The sequence below is a fragment of the Coralliovum pocilloporae genome, from assembly GCF_030845175.1.
In the GTDB taxonomy this organism is placed as follows: domain Bacteria; phylum Pseudomonadota; class Alphaproteobacteria; order Rhizobiales; family Cohaesibacteraceae; genus Coralliovum; species Coralliovum pocilloporae.
Map to the genome: position 1 here is coordinate 2011938 of NZ_CP132542.1, position 16973 is coordinate 2028910.

16 protein-coding genes are annotated in these 16973 nt (G+C 54.9%); 6 read left to right on the top strand and 10 right to left on the bottom strand.

The features are described from left to right. Window positions 1-74: 74 nt before the first annotated feature. The gene (gene ubiU / locus RA157_RS09330) at window positions 75-1094 is read right to left on the bottom strand and encodes a ubiquinone anaerobic biosynthesis protein UbiU (RefSeq protein WP_350332847.1); all 1020 of its coding nucleotides are present in this window, start codon (window positions 1092-1094) and stop codon (window positions 75-77) included. Further along, complete coding sequence (ubiT, locus tag RA157_RS09335) at window positions 1091-1633, bottom strand: ubiquinone anaerobic biosynthesis accessory factor UbiT (protein WP_350332848.1); 543 nt, start codon at window positions 1631-1633, stop codon at window positions 1091-1093. Before ubiT ends, ubiU begins: the two co-directional genes overlap by 4 nt. Window positions 1634-2130: 497 nt before the next feature. Here ubiT and RA157_RS09340 point away from each other — a divergent pair, with 497 nt between their 5' ends. Then, the gene (locus RA157_RS09340; protein WP_350332849.1) at window positions 2131-2835 is read left to right on the top strand and encodes a hypothetical protein; all 705 of its coding nucleotides are present in this window, start codon (window positions 2131-2133) and stop codon (window positions 2833-2835) included. An 88-nt stretch (window positions 2836-2923) separates the two neighbouring features. Here RA157_RS09340 and RA157_RS09345 read toward each other — a convergent pair whose 3' ends face one another. From RA157_RS09345 to RA157_RS09360, 4 genes are all read right to left on the bottom strand, one after another. Further along, window positions 2924-3595 carry a hypothetical protein gene (locus RA157_RS09345; protein WP_350332850.1) on the bottom strand — a complete coding sequence of 224 codons (672 nt, stop codon included), beginning with the start codon at window positions 3593-3595 and terminating at the stop codon, window positions 2924-2926. Between the two features lie 1579 nt (window positions 3596-5174). After that, a complete protein-coding gene (smc, locus tag RA157_RS09350; RefSeq protein WP_350332851.1) occupies window positions 5175-8636 on the bottom strand; it encodes a chromosome segregation protein SMC in 3462 nt (1153 codons plus the stop codon). Window positions 8637-8726: 90 nt separating this feature from the next. Further along, window positions 8727-9356 carry a DsbA family protein gene (locus RA157_RS09355; protein WP_350332852.1) on the bottom strand — a complete coding sequence of 210 codons (630 nt, stop codon included), beginning with the start codon at window positions 9354-9356 and terminating at the stop codon, window positions 8727-8729. Window positions 9357-9516: 160 nt separating this feature from the next. Next, window positions 9517-10035 carry a DUF721 domain-containing protein gene (locus RA157_RS09360; protein ID WP_350332853.1) on the bottom strand — a complete coding sequence of 173 codons (519 nt, stop codon included), beginning with the start codon at window positions 10033-10035 and terminating at the stop codon, window positions 9517-9519. A 351-nt stretch (window positions 10036-10386) separates the two neighbouring features. On the opposite strand from RA157_RS09360, the gene RA157_RS09365 reads away from it, so the two are divergent. Then, on the top strand, window positions 10387-10839 hold the full coding sequence (locus tag RA157_RS09365; protein WP_350332854.1) for a YtoQ family protein: 453 nt from the start codon (window positions 10387-10389) through the stop codon (window positions 10837-10839). Between the two features lies 1 nt (window position 10840). Here the strand turns inward: RA157_RS09365 and RA157_RS09370 are convergent, their stop codons facing one another. After that, the gene (locus RA157_RS09370; RefSeq protein ID WP_350332855.1) at window positions 10841-11119 is read right to left on the bottom strand and encodes an Lrp/AsnC ligand binding domain-containing protein; all 279 of its coding nucleotides are present in this window, start codon (window positions 11117-11119) and stop codon (window positions 10841-10843) included. A 77-nt stretch (window positions 11120-11196) separates the two neighbouring features. Beyond that, a complete protein-coding gene (locus tag RA157_RS09375; protein WP_350332856.1) occupies window positions 11197-11529 on the bottom strand; it encodes an Lrp/AsnC family transcriptional regulator in 333 nt (110 codons plus the stop codon). A gap of 218 nt (window positions 11530-11747) precedes the next feature. On the opposite strand from RA157_RS09375, the gene RA157_RS09380 reads away from it, so the two are divergent. Beyond that, on the top strand, window positions 11748-12059 hold the full coding sequence (locus tag RA157_RS09380; RefSeq protein WP_350332857.1) for a cupin domain-containing protein: 312 nt from the start codon (window positions 11748-11750) through the stop codon (window positions 12057-12059). 22 nt (window positions 12060-12081) lie between these two features. Here the strand turns inward: RA157_RS09380 and moaB are convergent, their stop codons facing one another. Continuing rightward, window positions 12082-12645: a molybdenum cofactor biosynthesis protein B gene (moaB, locus tag RA157_RS09385; protein WP_350332858.1), complete on the bottom strand. Its 564-nt coding sequence runs from the start codon at window positions 12643-12645 to the stop codon at window positions 12082-12084. Between the two features lie 248 nt (window positions 12646-12893). Here moaB and RA157_RS09390 point away from each other — a divergent pair, with 248 nt between their 5' ends. Beyond that, a complete protein-coding gene (locus RA157_RS09390) occupies window positions 12894-14507 on the top strand; it encodes a GMC family oxidoreductase (RefSeq protein ID WP_350332859.1) in 1614 nt (537 codons plus the stop codon). Window positions 14508-14655: 148 nt separating this feature from the next. Continuing rightward, on the top strand, window positions 14656-15084 hold the full coding sequence (locus RA157_RS09395; protein WP_350332860.1) for a VOC family protein: 429 nt from the start codon (window positions 14656-14658) through the stop codon (window positions 15082-15084). A 76-nt stretch (window positions 15085-15160) separates the two neighbouring features. Here RA157_RS09395 and RA157_RS09400 read toward each other — a convergent pair whose 3' ends face one another. Beyond that, window positions 15161-15799, bottom strand: a complete 639-nt coding sequence (locus RA157_RS09400; RefSeq protein ID WP_350332861.1) for an OmpW/AlkL family protein — start codon at window positions 15797-15799, stop codon at window positions 15161-15163. A gap of 252 nt (window positions 15800-16051) precedes the next feature. On the opposite strand from RA157_RS09400, the gene RA157_RS09405 reads away from it, so the two are divergent. Then, window positions 16052-16942: a DMT family transporter gene (locus tag RA157_RS09405; RefSeq protein ID WP_350332862.1), complete on the top strand. Its 891-nt coding sequence runs from the start codon at window positions 16052-16054 to the stop codon at window positions 16940-16942. The last annotated feature ends 31 nt before the right edge of the window (window positions 16943-16973 follow it).

Sequence of the window (16973 nt, forward strand, 5' to 3'; positions counted from 1 at the left end):
TTTTCGGGTAAAAGTTCGCTTTGAAAGCAATGTGTTAAAGCGCCTCCGCCGATCCAGCATTCAGGTCTGGTGCTTTAACGCCAGGTTTTTGAGCGGAATGCGCCCTGGGTTTCGCGGTGGCCTTCGGTCAGGGCCAGCAGATGGCTTACATCGGGCACATCGCCACGGGCATACCCGTCCACCGCATCGCGGAAGGCGGAAACCACAGACCGGACGTAAGCGCGGGATCGCTGGCGGCCTTCAATCTTCAGTGCTGTGACCCCGGCCTTCATCAGGTCTGGCAGAAGGTGGGTGAGGTTGAGGCTGACCGGCTCCTCGAAAGCGTAGAAATTGTCCTTGGGACCGGTCGAATAGCGCCCCTTGCAGATGGTCGGGTAACCGGCCGTCTCACCGCAGGCGAACTGGTCAATTACCGTGTCGCCCAGGCGGGAGGTCAACGTACCATCATCATCCTCGTCATAGTGGACGTGGTGGGCCGGAGAGCAGACCCCGTCCATATTGGTGGAGGAGCCGGTGACATAATTGGTCAGCGAGCAGCGCCCTTCGGCCATCATGCCGATATTGCCAAAGACGAAAGCCTCGATCTCGCAGGGAATTTCATCGTGAACGGCCTTGATCTCGGAAACCGTCAGAATGCGCGGCAGAACCACCCGCTTGATGTTGAACTTCTCGCACCAGTAGCGGATTGCCTCCGCCGAGGAAGCCCCGGCCTGAACCGATAGATGCACACGCTGATGGGGATGGGTCTGCATCAGATATCGGGCCATGCCGATATCCGCCACGATCACCGCGTCCACGCCGCAGGCAACCGCGTCATCAGTAGCCTTTTTCCAGATCTCGGTCCGCCCGGCTGTAGGGAAGGAATTGATCGCCGCCAGCACCTTTGCGCCCCGGTCGCGGGCATAGATCACCGCATCCGCCATCTGCCTCGGGGTAAAGTTGAGGCCGGGGAAATTCCGGGCGTTGGTTGGCCCCTGAAAGCCGCAATAGACAGCGTCCGCACCCGCATCAACGGCGGTGCGGAGTCCTGCCGGTGTACCCGCCGGGCAGACCAGTTCCGGCTTTGTCATGGAGGAAAAAGGCATATTGCTCATCTGGAAGGGCTCCCGCTTCTGGCGGCATAATCCATGATGGCCTTGACCGGCTTTGCCAGCGGTCCGAAACAGGCAATCACATCCTGCGCCAGGGTTGAATCCATATCGTCCAGCGCATTGCGCAGGGCAACCACGGCCTCTGTATCTCCGGTAATCAGCAAATCGCGGTTGAAGAACAGCGCGTCACTGTCGGTCTCGCCATCAATCATCCGCAGAAGGGTGCCGAGTGAGCCCGAGATATGCACATCATGGGCGGGCCTGTCCCGGCGCCCGTAGGCTGTCAGCCGCGGGGCTGCCGAACGCGGTTCCAGAAGCAGGGTGAGGGGCAGACCTTTCGGGTCGATCAGAAAGCGCTTGTCCTGGCTTGTGCCCAGCCGGTCAAACAGATCAGGGTGATTGCGACCCACCGTTGTCACGATATGGCGCAGAAGCGGCTGCACCAGAAACAGGGGCAAGGGCGGCTGCAGACGATGGCTCGCCTCTGCCTGTCCTGATAACCCGTCTGTCCCCGCAGCGTGTGTGTCTCTCTCGCTCAACATGACCCGCGTGATAACGTGAGAACCCGCCACGGCTTTTGATCAACATCAAGCAGGCAGCACATTGGAATGATTGGAATGTGCAGGAGGCCAGGACAGGAAGGCGCGATAGAATAAAGCTCGATACGGCACGGAGGGTGTAGTGACTCTCTGTCTTCCTGCCATCCAGAGCCTGTCATCCCGGACAAGCACAGCGCAGATCCGGGAACCAGAGGCGGCAGGTTCTGAGTGTGTGGAATCCTTCCGACTGGATGCCGGATCAAGCGCATTCCTGAAAAGTTGCAGACTTTTCAGACAAGAATACGCGACAGAATAAAGTCCGGGATGACATGGAGAGTGTGGCGCGCTCTGTGCCTCTGCTCTACCCCCTGCCTCCGACCCACCCAAAGGATGTCATCCCGCACTCGATGCGGGATCCAGAGCGGCAATAAAGGTAAGGAATAGTATCAGCACCCAGGCTATCTTGATCCAGTCTGGCATGGACAAAAGCTGTTTATCATATGACTTTCTCCCCCGATGGTAGTACTCAACCAGTGTCGGAGGCTGATATATGTGTCTCTGCGGCTATAGGGATTCTCAGGAGGCAGAATGAAAAAAATCAGCACCCTCAATCTTTTAAAGAACGGAGACGTGTCTCCTCTACATCTGGGTATGTACTACAAAGATATATTGAAGTTGTGGGGGAGCCATTTGAATTTTTTCCCGTGTCATCGTGTGACCCTACGCCTTCGCAGATTGTTTATCCCGGAGTTAATTTGTATTTTGGCTGGAATAGTACAGGGCATCTGCAAAATGTAGGCTTTGAAAGTTTGGATATATACAGTTATAGAGTAGAAAAAGGGTTTATGAGATTCAAAAAATTTGATAGAAAGTGGTTTAGAGATAGTAAAAGATTTTACAATTACGCCTATAAATCAGATAAGAGGCATATAAGATTTCGAGATTTCAGGAGTAGCTGGTTTAAAGGTCGTTACGGTAGTCTGAAATTTCTCAAATTTTTGGAGAAAAATAATATTAAGCACGAGAATTACATTAGTAATTATAATGATTTGGTCACTATGGTGAATGAAAATACGCTATGTCATCATGGTGGATGCGATTCAAGTTCTGACATAAATGACATTCTGATGAATTCGCAATTAGAACTCATCTATTTAAAAGAAGAGCTAACGAATACATTTACCTGGACAAAAGCTTCCTTGTAAAATGCGCGATCAATCGCTGTTACCGTGGTGCAGTGCTTGGAGGGGCATGTCGACTATCCTGCCAGGGCCAGCCGGTAGTGGTTTTGTATTACTCATCGACTTCCGATAAAACAGCCTCTATAGCATGTTCTAATTCTTCGATAAGTGCTTCTCGATTCAGATCAGATTTCTCGCGTGCAATCCTTGCTCGACACGCAGGAAGGACCTGGTCGGCATATTTTCGATAGATTCCGGTCTCGTCCAGACTGATGATGCCGCATGCATAATAAACCGAATAAAAATCATCATTTTCCAGCTGTTTCAAGAACTTACCCAGGAATTCATCTTTCCCCAGTTGAAGGAACAGTCCGTATGCTGTGACGATTTCATAGATATGGGAACGCAATCTGAGCCGTTCACTTACGATCTCAAACGTATCTGCGCGGTTTTGTTCAAACAGGCAATTCAATGCGTAACGACGGACCTGTGGTTCATCATCAGTCAGCCGTTTGTATATTGCATCAAACGGAATTTCAGCTTTCTCAAAACACCCTCGCGCTATGGCCTGAAGACACTCGATCCTAATCAAATCGCAGCTGTGATCCAGGTAATCGGTGTAGATGTCCATGAAATCGTCGTCGCTTCCCGTCGTGTATTCCGACAGTCTTTCAATGGCATACTGTTTGTATATATTGTCCATAGTTGCGATAATTTCACGCAACCTCGTGGCATCTTCTGCGATTTCAGGGTTGAGCGTTTCTATCTCAAGAAAAATATTCATTTCTAGTGGTCACTATTTGGATTGCAATTCGAAGGCTAATCTCTTGGATTGCCTGTATCAATGGAGCATTTGCTTTCTCTAACTTCTATATCCTGTTCGATGGACCAGGAAGAATTCAGGGATCCGAACTCTAAATTCGGAATCGTCTTAATCCTTCTATGGAGTGTGTTACCAGCATAACCAGGATTGGGAAGATCGACACCGCGGAAGATCCTTCCTTTGACTCTAAGTATTCAATAAGAAAAAGTAAAGAAATAATATAAGAAGGTGCCACAATAAAATTGACTAAATATGTATTGTCTCTGAGTAGCAGCAAGCCAAAGCTTCGATACAAATCGTGTAGAGTAATTTCTTGAGGGTCGTCTATTAAAAACAATATATAATATGACGAAATCAATATGCTTATTATTGCTGTGTATAATATGAAGTTGTAGTTGAATATTCCTGAAATATAAATTATTGACAGTAATATATTAAAGAGAATTATTGTACATAGTATAATGCGTTTTTGGTCTGGTGTTATTTTCATCTCATTGCTGTCCGGCGGTTGATTCAGGCGTTTGCTCGTAGCGTAAAGATAATTTTGCTAAGCGTGTAGAGTGGCTCTGTTGCTATAAACTGATGCCTCGCAGATGGAGCTCTCTCCAGGTCCGAGGCTGGACCGGTGTCGAATTTATTGCAATTATAGCGAGAAATTGAGTGACGGGGAAGGGAAGATACTGTCTGCGTTATTGGTTGAAAGTCGGAAATGGTGACAAAGGAGAGATTGCTTTTCAAATAAGCTGAGTGTGACGAGGCGAGTTGATCCGGGATCTGGAACGGCGCTTCCAGATGAAGCAATCGACAATAATGAGGATGAAATTGATGAGGGTAGTCAGTAATCTATTTCGATTAATTTGGAGGCAGTCTAAAGAATATCGAGGCAGTTACTGCTTATTTTTCCTTCTGGTTTTCGTGAGTGTTTTGGCGAAAGATGCGAAGTTTTTATTAAACAATATGATTATTTCAATTGGATTGGTAGCTATTTTCGCCTATTTTATATTTTCATTTTTCATATTGATTGCATTCTTTATATTTGTTGTCGGCAGTAAGGTTAGATTTCTCTGTTTTATTCGAGGAGATTTGAACGATTTTAATCGTTTATATGATGAATATTTGGATTTTTGAAGTAAAGGGTATTTGTGAGCGTTTTAAATGTTTTCGTCACAAATAGTTCCTGGAGTTGCGGTGGCAGACGCTGAACGCGTGGTAGCTTCCCCCGCCGGATGCCTGATCAAGCGCATTCCGGAAAAGGTACAGACTTTTCAGATAAAAGTACGCGACAGAATAAAGCTCGGTACGGCACAGAGGGTGTGGTGACTCTCTGCACCCATTCCACCCATAGTCTGCGATCCCGGACAAGCACAGCGCAGATCCGGGAACCAGAGGCAGCAGGCTCTGAGTGTTTGGAATCTTCCCAGCTGGATGCCGGACCGGTGTCCGGCATGACACTGAGGAAAAGGCGCGTTCTTTGCACAAATCAGCCTTTTGAAAAAGGGTCTTTCACCCGATCTCTACAGTGAAAAGCCCCTGTGCAGGCTTACCCCACATCCCGGAAGCTTTCGGCTGTTTCCAGGTCGACGGAGACCAGTTGGGAAATGCCGCGTTCGGCCATGGTGACGCCGAAGAGGCGGTTCATGCGGGCCATGGTGATGGGGTTGTGGGTGATGACGATGAAGCGGGTTTCGGTCTCGCGGGCCATTTCATCCAGCAGATTGCAGTAACGCTCCACATTGGCGTCATCCAGCGGGGCGTCCACCTCATCGAGCACACAGATGGGGGAGGGGTTGGTCAGAAACACCGCAAAGATCAGCGCGGTTGCCGTCAGGGCCTGTTCACCGCCGGAAAGCAGGGTCAGGCTCTGGGGCTTCTTGCCCGGTGGGCGGGCGATGATCTCAAGACCGGCTTCCAGCGGGTCGTCGGATTCAACCAGTTTGAGCTGGGCGGTGCCGCCGCCAAACAATCGGGTGAACAGGCTTTCAAAGTGATCGTTCACAGTCTCGAAGGCGGCCAGAAGACGCTCGCGACCTTCCTTGTTGAGGCTCTGGATACCCTGACGCAGGCGGCGGATGGCCTCGATCAGGTCATCCCGCTCTTTGGTCATAGTCTCGATCCGCTCTGAAACCTCCTGAGCTTCCTCTTCAGCACGCAGATTGACGCCGCCAAGGCGTTCCCGCTCGCTCTTCAGGCGGGCTAGACGGTCGTCTACCTGCTGCTCTGTGGGCAGGTCATCGGCCTCAGCAACATCAGCCATCCGGTAAAGCGCGTCAGGACGGCATTCCAGCGCTTCCGCAATCTGGCGAATGATCTCGTGAAGCCATGTCTGGGCACCGACCACCTTTTCCTCAGACCGGGCAGCTGTCTCTCGGGCAGACGACAGGGCCGTTGAGGCCTCCTTCGCCAGCCGGTCCGCTTCCATCAGCTCAAGCTCGGCCTGGGACAGCACATTGCTGGCTTCCGTCCGTTTGATCTCGGCTGCCTCTATTTCACGGAACAGCTTGCGGCGTTCGCCGGAAATGGCCTCCGGCCGCTCTGCCAGAGTGGTACGCTCGGTTTCGGCTTCTGTAATCCGGTCTCTGAGTTTTTTCACCTGGGCTGAGGCGTTGGCCGCGCGCTTCTTCCAGCTCTGCCGCTCACGCTCAATGGCCTGCAGACGATCCCGCCGGATGCGTGTTTCCCGCTTCAGACCATCCAGCTCGGCGCGGATTTCGCTGAGCGCCGCCCGTTGCTGGGCCACTTCAGCCTTGCCGGTCTCAAGAGCAGCCCGCTCCTGACCCGGATCAGCCAGAGCAGCACGGGCCTCTTCTGCTTCCTTCTGGTTGGCATGGGCCTCATCCAGAGCCGCAAGCAGATGGGCGCGATTGTCCTTGAGGGCGGTGAGCCGGACCTGCAGGCTGTCCTGCGCCCGCTCGGCCTTGGTCAGGGCCGCCTGCGCTTCACCCAGAAGCGATTGACAGCGACGACGGGCCTCGCGCGCGGTCCGCTCATCATCCTGCGCGGCCCTTACGGTTTCAACGGTTCTCAGGTGCTGCTGCTTGATGCCGTCAACTGTGGCACGGCTGGCTTCCGCCTGACGGTCCAGATCGGTCAGACGGTTTTTGTGGGCCAGCCGCTGCGCTGCAGCTGTAGGCGCATCTGCTGCGGCCACAAGTCCGTCCCAGCGCCAGACTGCACCATCACGGGTTACCAGTTTCTGGCCCGGCTTCAGATCCTTGTGCAGCCGGTCGCCATCTTCAGCCGTCTCGACCAGACCAATCTGCGACAGAGCCCGCTTGAGCGCATCCGGTGCGGAAACATGATCAGAGAGCGCGGTAACGCCCTGGGGCAGCAGGGGATCATCTGCAAGCGGAGCAATGGCCCGCCAATGCAGTGGCGAGCAACTGTCGAGCGGCGCATCAAGGTCATCCCCGAGGGCTGCCCCCAGCGCGGTCTCAAAACCGCTGTCAGCGCGGATATCATCAACAACCGGGCTCCAGCCACCAGCATTATCGACCTGAAGAATGCGGGCAATGGTCTTGGCTTCGGTCAGAAGACCGTCCAGTTCCCGTTCCGCAGCAGACAGGGTCTGGCGGGCTCCGGTTTCGGCATCACGGGCCGCTTGAAGGTTTTTCTGCACCGTATCGATACGGGTTTCGGCATCCTGCAGGGCACCTTCGGCCACGGCCACGGCGCTGCGCTTTTCCTGCAGGTCCGAGGATTGCGCCAGCTGCTGCTCAATGGTGGCACAATCCCGGTCCACCTGATCGAGTTGCCCTGTTGCCCGCTCAACGCGACTGCCCGCGTCCTGGGCGGCTTTCTGCAATTGCGCCTTGCGGGCTTCAAGCTCGGCCAGCCGCCGGGTCATGTCATTCAGTGCCTGCTCGCGTTCTCCCAGGGCGCGGCTGGCGGCCTCCAATCGGGCTTCCACATCAGCGGCCTGCTTGTCAGCACCCTTGTCGGCGGTCTTGAGCTGTTTTTCCTCATCCGTCAGCCGGGCGAGGATTTCGCTGTTCTCGCTGGCAAGGCTTTCCTCACGCTGGATGTCATCCTTCAGCTGGGCAATCCGGCGATCAAGTTCTGTCAGGCGCTCCTGCACCCGCTTGTCTTCGCTTTCAAGCTCCCGTTCTGCCACTTTCAGGCGCTGCAGAATAGCGGCCGCTGCAGCTTCTGCCTGCCTCAGGGCAGGGAGCTTGTGGGCGACAACAGCCTGATCGCGAGCGGTCTTGCCCTGCTGTTCCGTACGCTCTGCTACAAGCCGCATATCAGCAGCGGCGGCATCCTGCGCGGCCTTCAGCGCCAGCCCGGCGCTTCTGTAACGGATGAGAAACAGTGCAGCCTCCGCCTTGCGGATTTCAGAGGAGAGGTTGCGATAGCGGGTTGCCTGTCTGGCCTGTCGCTTGAGGCTGTCGAGCTGGGCTGTGATCTGGCCGAGAATATCCTCAAGCCGGTCGAGATTCTGCTCAGCCGCCCTGAGGCGTAGCTCGGCCTCATGGCGTCTTGTGTGAAGCCCGGAAATGCCTGCAGCCTCTTCGAGGATGGCGCGGCGCTGTTGTGGTTTCTGGCTGATCAGCTCGCCAATGCGACCCTGGCCCACCATGGAGGGAGAACGGGCACCGGTGGATGCGTCGGCAAACAGCAATTGCACATCGCGGGCACGGCAGTCGCGGGCGTTGATCTTGTAGGCGGAACCGGCTTCCCGCTCGATCCGGCGGGTAATCTCAAGCTGGTCGCTGTCATTGAAGCTGGCCGGTGCGGTGCGCTCCGCATTGTCGGCAAACAGGGTGACCTCGGCTGTGTTGCGGGCCGGACGGTTGGCCGAGCCGCCGAAGATCACATCGTCCATGCCGGTGGCGCGCATATTCTTGTATGAGCTTTCGCCCATCACCCAGCGCAGGGCTTCCACCAGGTTAGACTTGCCGCAGCCGTTTGGCCCGACAACACCGGTCAGACCCGGCTCGATCAGGAAGTCGGCCGGTTCGACAAAGGATTTGAAACCAAGGAGACGGAGCCGCGTAAACTTCATGACGCGACCCCATGGGTCAGACTAAAAACGGAAGAGCGGGACTCGGACTCTCTCTGTTCCGGATCCCGCAGGATCCGGGCGGGGAAGGCTCTACTTGAGAAGCTCCTCAAATGCCGCAAATGAAATTGCCCCTTCTACCTTCTCTCCGTTCACGAAGAAGGTTGGCGTTGACCTGACGCCAAAATCCCTCTGGCCACGATTTTTCACTTTGTTAATCCCGTCGAGCAGTGACTGATTCGTCAAGCACTTTTCAAAGGATTCCTGTGTAAAACCGGCCTGTTTGGCCACATTTTGCAGTCCCTGGAGCGGATTTCCACCGGTCCACTGCCTTTGTGTCTTGAACAGAAGGTCGACCATTTCGAGGTGTTTTCCACCCGGTGCGCAGCGCGCCAGCATGAAGGCGGCTGCCGAGAACGGGTCAAACGGGAACTCGCGGAAGACGAAATAGACCTTGCCGGTTTCCACATAATCCTTCTTGATCTGCGGCCATGTTTCAGCGTGGAAGCTGGCACAGTGCGGGCAGGTCATGGAGGCGTATTCAATCACCTTGAACGGCGCATTCTCGTCACCAAGGGTGAGTTCGGGAAGCGGGCCGGGCTCCATCAGCTTGTCCACATCAACCGACTGGGCCTGAGCGTCTGTGGCAAAGCCACCCGCAGCCAGTGCGGTAAGGGATACGGCACCTAGGCCTTCCAGAATTTGTCTGCGCGTTGCGTTCACCGGAATTCTCCTGACAAAAGATGTTTGTTGCCTGATAGCAAAATCTGGGCGGGTCTGAAATCGGATATTCCTCAAAAGAGGCTGACCAATTGACACATGCAGAAATTTACATGGGAAGAAGAGTGGGGCGGTTTTGTGATAATTGCGACCGGGGTTGTCTTCACGTTTTCTTGAGTGGAGAACGGATGCCGCGACCAAGCCGCGCCAGAGCCTCATGCAGGCCTTTGTCCTCAATCCCGGCCAGGTCATCCTGAAGAGATGCTTCATCGCTCTGGTCAAGACTGGGTGCTGGGCGACGAAGGGGTGCTTTCGGTTTGCTGACCGGGCGCTGGATCAGGCGGATACGGCCAATGGCACTGTAACCGAACATGGCATTGACCCGGTCAATGATCTGCGGAATCTCATGCTGGAAAAACAGGGCCTGCGCCCCCGAAATCCGCACATGCAGTGTGGCGGGCTCGAACTGTTCTACCGTGTCTTCCTTTTGCTTGGGCCAAGCAATACGATCCGGCTCGCTGCAATCCGCATAGCGCTCGCCGACAATATCAGGCCACCAGGCCACAATATCGGCAGTGGCAAAACCGCGCTTTCGGCAGACCGGGTCGACAATATCGCCGATAAGATCTGCGATGGGTTTGCCCACGGGCCGCTTGCGATAGGGGCGGGAATAGGATGCCAAGGCATACTCCTGAAGCACAGTAATAAGTCTGTGTGAATTTATGGCTCTGAAGCTTAATATCCCGGCTCTTGTGCGGCAAGGGGCGGTGTGAAACGAAAAAAGAGGCTCCGACGTCTCGGAGGCCTCTTTTTTAGGCGTTGACGAGCCACTGTCACATGATCGTCTCTGGAGATCAACCGATGACACGTGTCAGAACCGGCCCGGCTGGTTCGATGTTGGGGTGCGTTTCGAGCGCCAACCGGGCTGTCTTCCCATCGGTAAATCTGATATGGGGATGCCAATATTCACCTTCAACTGACATATCCGTGTGGGGGCATTGACAGCCTCTCCGGGAACACAAGGGCACATCAGATGAACTGGTCCGTATACCTGTCTGGCGAGATCCACACCAACTGGCGCGAAGAGATTGAAGAGGGCGTGAAGGCTCTGGACCTGCCGGTTGTCTTCCACGCTCCGGTCACGGATCACGCGGCATCAGATGATTGTGGTGTCCACATTCTGGGGCAGGAAGACAAGAAATTCTGGCATGACAACAAGGGTGCCAATGTCAATGCCATCCGCACCCGCACCCTGATTGAGCAGGCCGATGTGGTCGTGGTCCGCTTTGGGGATAAATACAAGCAGTGGAATGCCGCTTTTGACGCGGGCTATGCAGCAGCGCTTGGCAAGCCGATCATCGTTATGCACGGGGATGATCACCAGCATGCCCTGAAAGAAGTGGATGCGGCGGCGCTGGCGGTAACAGAGACCCCGGCTCAGGTGGTTGATATTCTGAACTACGTGATCAATGGAACGCTGCGGTAGATCAATATTCAGCCAGAATAATAGTCGACGCCACTGAGGCGACGTGATCAAGGCCCGACAGGCGGTCGATGAGCAGAGACAGCTCCTCGGCCGTTCTGACGCTGGCAAGCGCAATCGCGTCCATCTGCTCCCCGGACACCGAATAACACCGGTCTATCCCCGCGCATGCCGTGATCGCCGTCAGAACTGGCGCGCAGGGTCGTGTGGAGATCCTGATATGCAGAATGGCGCGAGTGTTGTCTGCGGTTTCAGCCAGGCGGGCATGATAGCCCGGGGTCAAGACTCATTGCTCACGTCCATTCTGTTCATCAGGGAAGGACAGAATGGACAGAAACAAGAGCGCAGGACAGGTGGACCCTATTCAAGCTGTTGTTTGTGGTCAGGCTGCGCTTCCCTGATGAACCCGACGGGCGGGGTCATTTTAGCGCCCGGCTTTGTTGGAGATCCTTGAAAACCGGAAGGTTTCCTGCGGACCTCCGTCGCGCCGGACAAAAAAATGACCATCGCAGAATGGACGTGAGCAATGAGTCTTGACCCCAGAATCAGACCGTCGGTTTCAAGCCGTCTGATACGATCCTGAACAGCCGGGCGTGACAGATGCACAGCCCGCGCCAGATCAGTGGCTGAAATCCGGGCATTCATTCTGAGTTGTTCAAGAATCTTCCGGTCAATCCGATCAAGTACGCGCATGTGTTCAGGCCCTGGCCAGCTTCTTTAAAGCACAAGACCTTTAACCTGAATCGGCGGCGGTGCTTTAAGAGTTTGTTTCTGCGCGTGCTTCTGAAAAGTCTATCAACTTTTCAGAAGCACGCTGTAATCCCGTCAGATTGCAGGCCCTTCCGTCACACTGCAGGCATCAGGTTTGTCATATATCCGCAGCAATGACACATAACCTGAGGGAGACGGATATGAAACTCATTGATCCGCAGGATTTCACCGGTGACTTTGCCTGGCACGCTCTGGATATTGCCGAGATTGACAATGCAACTGTGCGCCTGCACTGGACCAACGAACCCTATATCTGGCATGTGAACGACGGGCCAGAGGTCTTTGTGGTTCTGTCCGGCGCTGTCGACATGCATGTGCGGGATGGTGAACAGGAAAGGGTGCTCGCCATGTCGCCCGGACAGATTTTCCATGCGGAGCCGGGCGATGAACATGTGGCTCATCCCCGGGGAGATGCCCGCATTCTGGTGATTGAACAGGCGGGCAGTCTGTGAGTGGGACCCTCGGGGTCGAACCCTATTTGCCCTGAAGTTTGCCCCGTTTCAGATGCTCATCCAGCCGCGGCATGATTTCGACGAAATTGCACGGAAGGTGCCGGTAATCGAGCTGCTGGGCGAGGATGCCATCCCAGGCATCCTTGCAGGCTCCTGATGAACCGGGAAGGACAAAGATATAGGTGGCATTGGCCACGCCGCCTGTGGCGCGGGACTGGACTGTCGAGGTGCCGATTTTCTCATATGAAATCCGGTGGAAGACAGCCGAAAAGCCATCCATCTTTTTCTCGAACAGAGGCTCGAAGGCTTCCGGGGTGATATCCCGTCCGGTAAAGCCTGTGCCACCTGTGGAAATGATCACATCCACATCGTCCCGGTTGATCCAGAGTTTGGCCTGTGCCTGGATCCTGTCCACGTCATCGGTAACGATGGCCCGGTCTGCCAGCACATGACCGGCTTTCTCAAGGCGATCAACCAGTGTCTGGCCGGATTTGTCATCAGCCAGACCACGTGTGTCCGACACGGTCAGAACCGCAATCTTCAGCGGGATGAACGGGCGCTTTTCTGACGGGTCAATCTTGGACATGACATGCTCCTTTGGTGTCAGCTGACCACAGACCTATCCGCTCTATTGGTCAGAGGCATTGCGTTAAGTCAAGCGGTGGATACAGGAAATGCGGCCTCGGATAGCAGCTCAGCCGAGGGGATAATCTGTTTCATGGTCAGGGGTAAATTAATTCGATTGCCCGAATGCCCGCGCTCACTCAAACTGGATACTCTTTTAAGCCGGATAAATGTCAGACTGTCGGGAGGCCTGGCTGTAGGGAGAACTGAGTGCAGAACGCGGACTATATCATTGTGGGGGCCGGGTCTGCTGGCTGTGTGCTGGCGGACAAGCTTTCGGCGGATGGCCGCAACCGTGTGCTGGTCCTGGAGGCCGGCGGTCATGACAGCCGCTTCTTTATCAAGATGCCGATTGGCTACGGACGGATCTTCCATGACCCGACCCTGAACTGGCGCTATGAAGCCGCCCCCGATGATGGTCTGAACGGACGGGCTGATTATTGGCCGCGTGGCAAGGTTATTGGCGGCTCCAGCTCCATCAATGCCATGGTCTATTTTCGCGGGCTGCCTGGTGATTTCGATGACTGGCGGGATATGGGCAATACCGGCTGGGGCTGGGAAGACGTTAAACCGGCCTTCGAGCGGTTTGAGACCTTCACTGATGATGAGGGACATGAAACAGGGTCCGGGCCCCTGCATATTTCAACAGGCGTACGGGACCTGCATCCCATGCGGCATGTCTTTGCCAGGGCCTGTGGAGAAGCCGGATTACCACAGACAGATCATATGAATGGGGATAACCCGGAGGGCTTTGGCACCTATCAGATCACCACGCGGAATGGCATCCGCTGTTCTGCGGCAGATGCGTTTCTGCGTCCGGCTCTGAAGCGCCCCAATGTTGAGCTTATGACCAATGTTCATGTCACCCGAATCCTGTTCGAGGGCGGCAAAGCTGTCGGTGTGGTGGCCAGGCGAGGCAATGACGAGATTGAGTTTCGGACAGCGGGAGAAGTGATCCTGTCAGGCGGGGCCGTGAACTCGCCGCAGCTGCTTCAGCTTTCAGGCATCGGCCCCGGATCGCTGTTGCAGCGAATGGGGGTGAAGGTCACCTTTGAAAACGACAATGTGGGTGGAAATCTGCAGGACCATCTCGGGGTGAGCTATTTTTACCGCTCACGCATCCCGACATTGAACAATCAGCTTGCGCCCTGGTGGGGCAAAATCTGGCACGGCCTGCGTTATGTTCTGCTGCGGCGCGGTCCATTGCGTTGCTCGGTGAACCAGAGTGGTGGTTTTGTCCGGTCATCATCGGAGCTCGACAGGCCCGACTTGCAGCTCTACATGGCCCCGGTCACCTATAATCGTGATCCGATGTCGGAAAAGCGTCGCCTGATGAACCCCGACCCCTGGCCGGGCTTCCTGATATCATTCCAGCCCTGCAGACCGACCAGCCGTGGCCGCATCGATCTGGCGTCTCCTGATCCGTTCAGCCAGCCGCTGATTCAAAGCAATTCGCTGTCGACCAATCAGGACATCGAAACCGTGGTGGCTGGTGGCCATCTCATGCGACGCCTGTCGGAAACTGACGCCCTCCGTTCGGTCACCGAAAGTGCTTATGATCATAGTCTTGCTTCGATGAGTGATGAGCAACTGGTCGATGATTTCCGCAATCGCTGCGGAACGATCTTTCACCCGGTCAGCACGTGCCGCATGGGATCGGACGCAGCAACGTCCGTGGTGGACCCGGGCTTCCGGGTAAGGGGTGTTGAAAGCCTCCGGGTGGTCGATGCATCCACGTTTCCTGCTATCACATCCGGCAATACCAATGCGCCAACCATCATGCTGGCGCACAGGGCTGCTGACATAATTCTGAGCGCCCGCTAAAGCATGTTGCGTGAATCCTGTTCAGTGCAACCTGCTCCAGGCGGACCCTTTATAATCCTGAACTTGGTTCTGTGATGAGCAGAGAAGGTGCCGTCATAATTGGCCTGTTCCTTTGGTATAAGGAACAGCGGGCAACAGGAGAGCGGGCATGGACGAGCGTATTGCACGAGAGGCCGAAGCTGTAGAATTTGGTCAGTCCCTTTCAGGACTGGGGATCAATCTGGTTGTCTCTGACGTGGAGCGGGCTGCGCAGTTTTTGCAACAGGTCTTCGATATGACCATTTATCGCAGCGATCGGGATTTCGGAGTTATCGGAACCCATGGCACCGTGTTCCAGCTGCATGCGGATCATACCTATTCCAGCAATCCGCTTCTGTCGCTTCTGCCGGAAAACGGGGCCAGAGGAGGTGGGGCTGAATTACGGCTTTACAATATGGACCCGGATCTGTGCGAAAAGCGCGCTCTGGATCTGGGTTATGTGGTGCTCCGCGGCAGTGAGGACAGGCCACACGGGCTTCGTGAGTGCTTTATCCTTGATCCGGACGGCTATTGCTGGGTGCCAGGCGCGGCTATCTAGATTTGAACCCTGGATAAAACAAAACCGGGCTGCGTTGTCGCAACCCGGTTCAAGAACAGTTCTGGCGTAAGACGCTTTAGAAGCGATAGCCGAAGCCTGCGCCGATGATCCACGGATCAATATCCACGTCAGCCTGGATCGCACCGTTGATGGTGACATCTGTTTCCAGAAAGATTTTCTTGACGTCCACGTTGAACAGCCAGTTGTTGCCAAGATCGACATCAATGCCAGCCTGCAGAGCCCAGCCGAAAGCGTCGTCATAATCGATGCTGGTGGCAACCCCATCAGGATCTTCGTTGAAGAAGATCGTGTAGTTGATACCGGCACCCACATAGGGACGGAACTTCTCGTTCGGCAGGAAGTGATACTGCAGTGTCAGGGTCGGTGGCAGCAGCCAGACATCGCCGAGGCGACCAACGACAGTTGAAGACACATCATGCGGCGTGGTTGCAAGAATAAGCTCTGCCGCGATGTGATCGGTGAAGAAATAAGTGATATCCAGTTCCGGAACAAAGGTATTGTCGATATCGACGCCACCGCCGATCGTTCCGACCTTTGCGCCTTCATCTGGAACAACGAAGATACCGCGAACGCGAACCTGCCACGGGCTGTCGCCTTCTGCAGCCTGGGTTGCATCAGAAAATGTTGTCGCTGCGAATACCAGTCCGGTGAGCAGTGTGCAGGCTTTCAAAGCCTGTTTGATTTTTGCCGTCATAAGCCTAACCCTATAATTTATAGGGGAAAATCCGTATGCTCTGATTTGCCCCGCTGCAAACTGACTCCAACAGCAGTGAATGGGTTTGATTTGAATCAAAGATCTGGGAAAAGTTGTAAAAGGTGCAAAAATGCCGCAGATGACCCGGCTTCCAGAGCACCTATCCGCATTATTGCTTGCCTGGGTCGCCATATCGCGTTAGCGCGGTAAGAGTGGAAAACAGTCAATGGTGTCGTGGAAGGTGCCCGGTTAATGTCCAGTTCCCCCTTGAAAGCAGCGGCATGGATGATGGGTGCTCTGACATCCTTTCTGGCCATGGCGATTTCGGGGCGGGAACTGTCATCGGACCTGACCACGTTTCAGATTCTGTTCTGGCGTAGTCTCTCGGGCCTTCTTGTTTTAAGCCTGCTGCTGAGTGTGATCGGATGGCAGCGCATAGCCACCAGGAGACTGACATTCCACGGGGTGCGAAATGTCATTCATTTCGGTGGTCAGTATGGCTGGTTCCTCGGTTTGAGTCTTTTGCCGCTGGCGGATGTGATCGCGATTGAATTCACGACGCCGGTCTGGTCTGCGCTGCTGGCCATGCTGCTTCTGGGCGAACAGCTCACAAGGGCACGCATGCTGGCAATCGGATTGGGTTTCCTGGGCATTCTGGTGATTTTGCGACCGGGTGTCGAGGTTCTCAGTGCTCCGGCTCTCATCGTCCTGGGCGCGGCGATCTGTTACGCGGCGACCTATATCAACACCAAGATTCTGGCAAAGACCGAATCCGTTATCGCCATTCTCTTCTATATGTGTCTGATCCAGCTCCCCATCGGGGCTGTCCCCACCCTGTTGAACTGGGTGACGCCGTCATCATCCATGCTGTTCTGGATTCTGGTGGTGGGCTGCAGCGGATTGTCCGCCCATTACTGCCTGACCAGAGCGCTGTCTCTGGCGGATGCAACGATTGTCGTGCCGATGGATTTCATGCGGCTGCCGCTGATCAGTCTTGTGGGGTTCTGGTTCTATCAGGAGGGCATTGACCTCTGGCTCCTGTTTGGAGCGGGCCTGATTGCCTTCGGGACCCTGATTTCCCTGAGGGCAGAACGGCACAGGAATCGCCAGCTTGAAGGGCTGAAAGAAGAAGGCCGCCCGTAGGCGGCCAACAACAGAGCTTTTTTCAGTTCAC

Excerpts from the sequence above, each read along its gene's own strand:
- RA157_RS09340 (WP_350332849.1), top strand. The coding sequence starts at position 2,131 with ATGACTTTCTCCCCCGATGGTAGTACTCAACCAGTGTCGGAGGCTGAT.
- moaB (WP_350332858.1), bottom strand. The coding sequence starts at position 12,645 with ATGTCCAAGATTGACCCGTCAGAAAAGCGCCCGTTCATCCCGCTGAAG.
- RA157_RS09365 (WP_350332854.1), top strand. The coding sequence starts at position 10,387 with ATGAACTGGTCCGTATACCTGTCTGGCGAGATCCACACCAACTGGCGC.
- RA157_RS09400 (WP_350332861.1), bottom strand. The coding sequence starts at position 15,799 with ATGACGGCAAAAATCAAACAGGCTTTGAAAGCCTGCACACTGCTCACC.
- RA157_RS09375 (WP_350332856.1), bottom strand. The coding sequence starts at position 11,529 with ATGCGCGTACTTGATCGGATTGACCGGAAGATTCTTGAACAACTCAGA.
- ubiT (WP_350332848.1), bottom strand. The coding sequence starts at position 1,633 with ATGTTGAGCGAGAGAGACACACACGCTGCGGGGACAGACGGGTTATCA.
- ubiU (WP_350332847.1), bottom strand. The coding sequence starts at position 1,094 with ATGAGCAATATGCCTTTTTCCTCCATGACAAAGCCGGAACTGGTCTGC.
- RA157_RS09395 (WP_350332860.1), top strand. The coding sequence starts at position 14,656 with ATGGACGAGCGTATTGCACGAGAGGCCGAAGCTGTAGAATTTGGTCAG.
- RA157_RS09380 (WP_350332857.1), top strand. The coding sequence starts at position 11,748 with ATGAAACTCATTGATCCGCAGGATTTCACCGGTGACTTTGCCTGGCAC.
- RA157_RS09405 (WP_350332862.1), top strand. The coding sequence starts at position 16,052 with ATGTCCAGTTCCCCCTTGAAAGCAGCGGCATGGATGATGGGTGCTCTG.
- smc (WP_350332851.1), bottom strand. The coding sequence starts at position 8,636 with ATGAAGTTTACGCGGCTCCGTCTCCTTGGTTTCAAATCCTTTGTCGAA.
- RA157_RS09345 (WP_350332850.1), bottom strand. The coding sequence starts at position 3,595 with ATGAATATTTTTCTTGAGATAGAAACGCTCAACCCTGAAATCGCAGAA.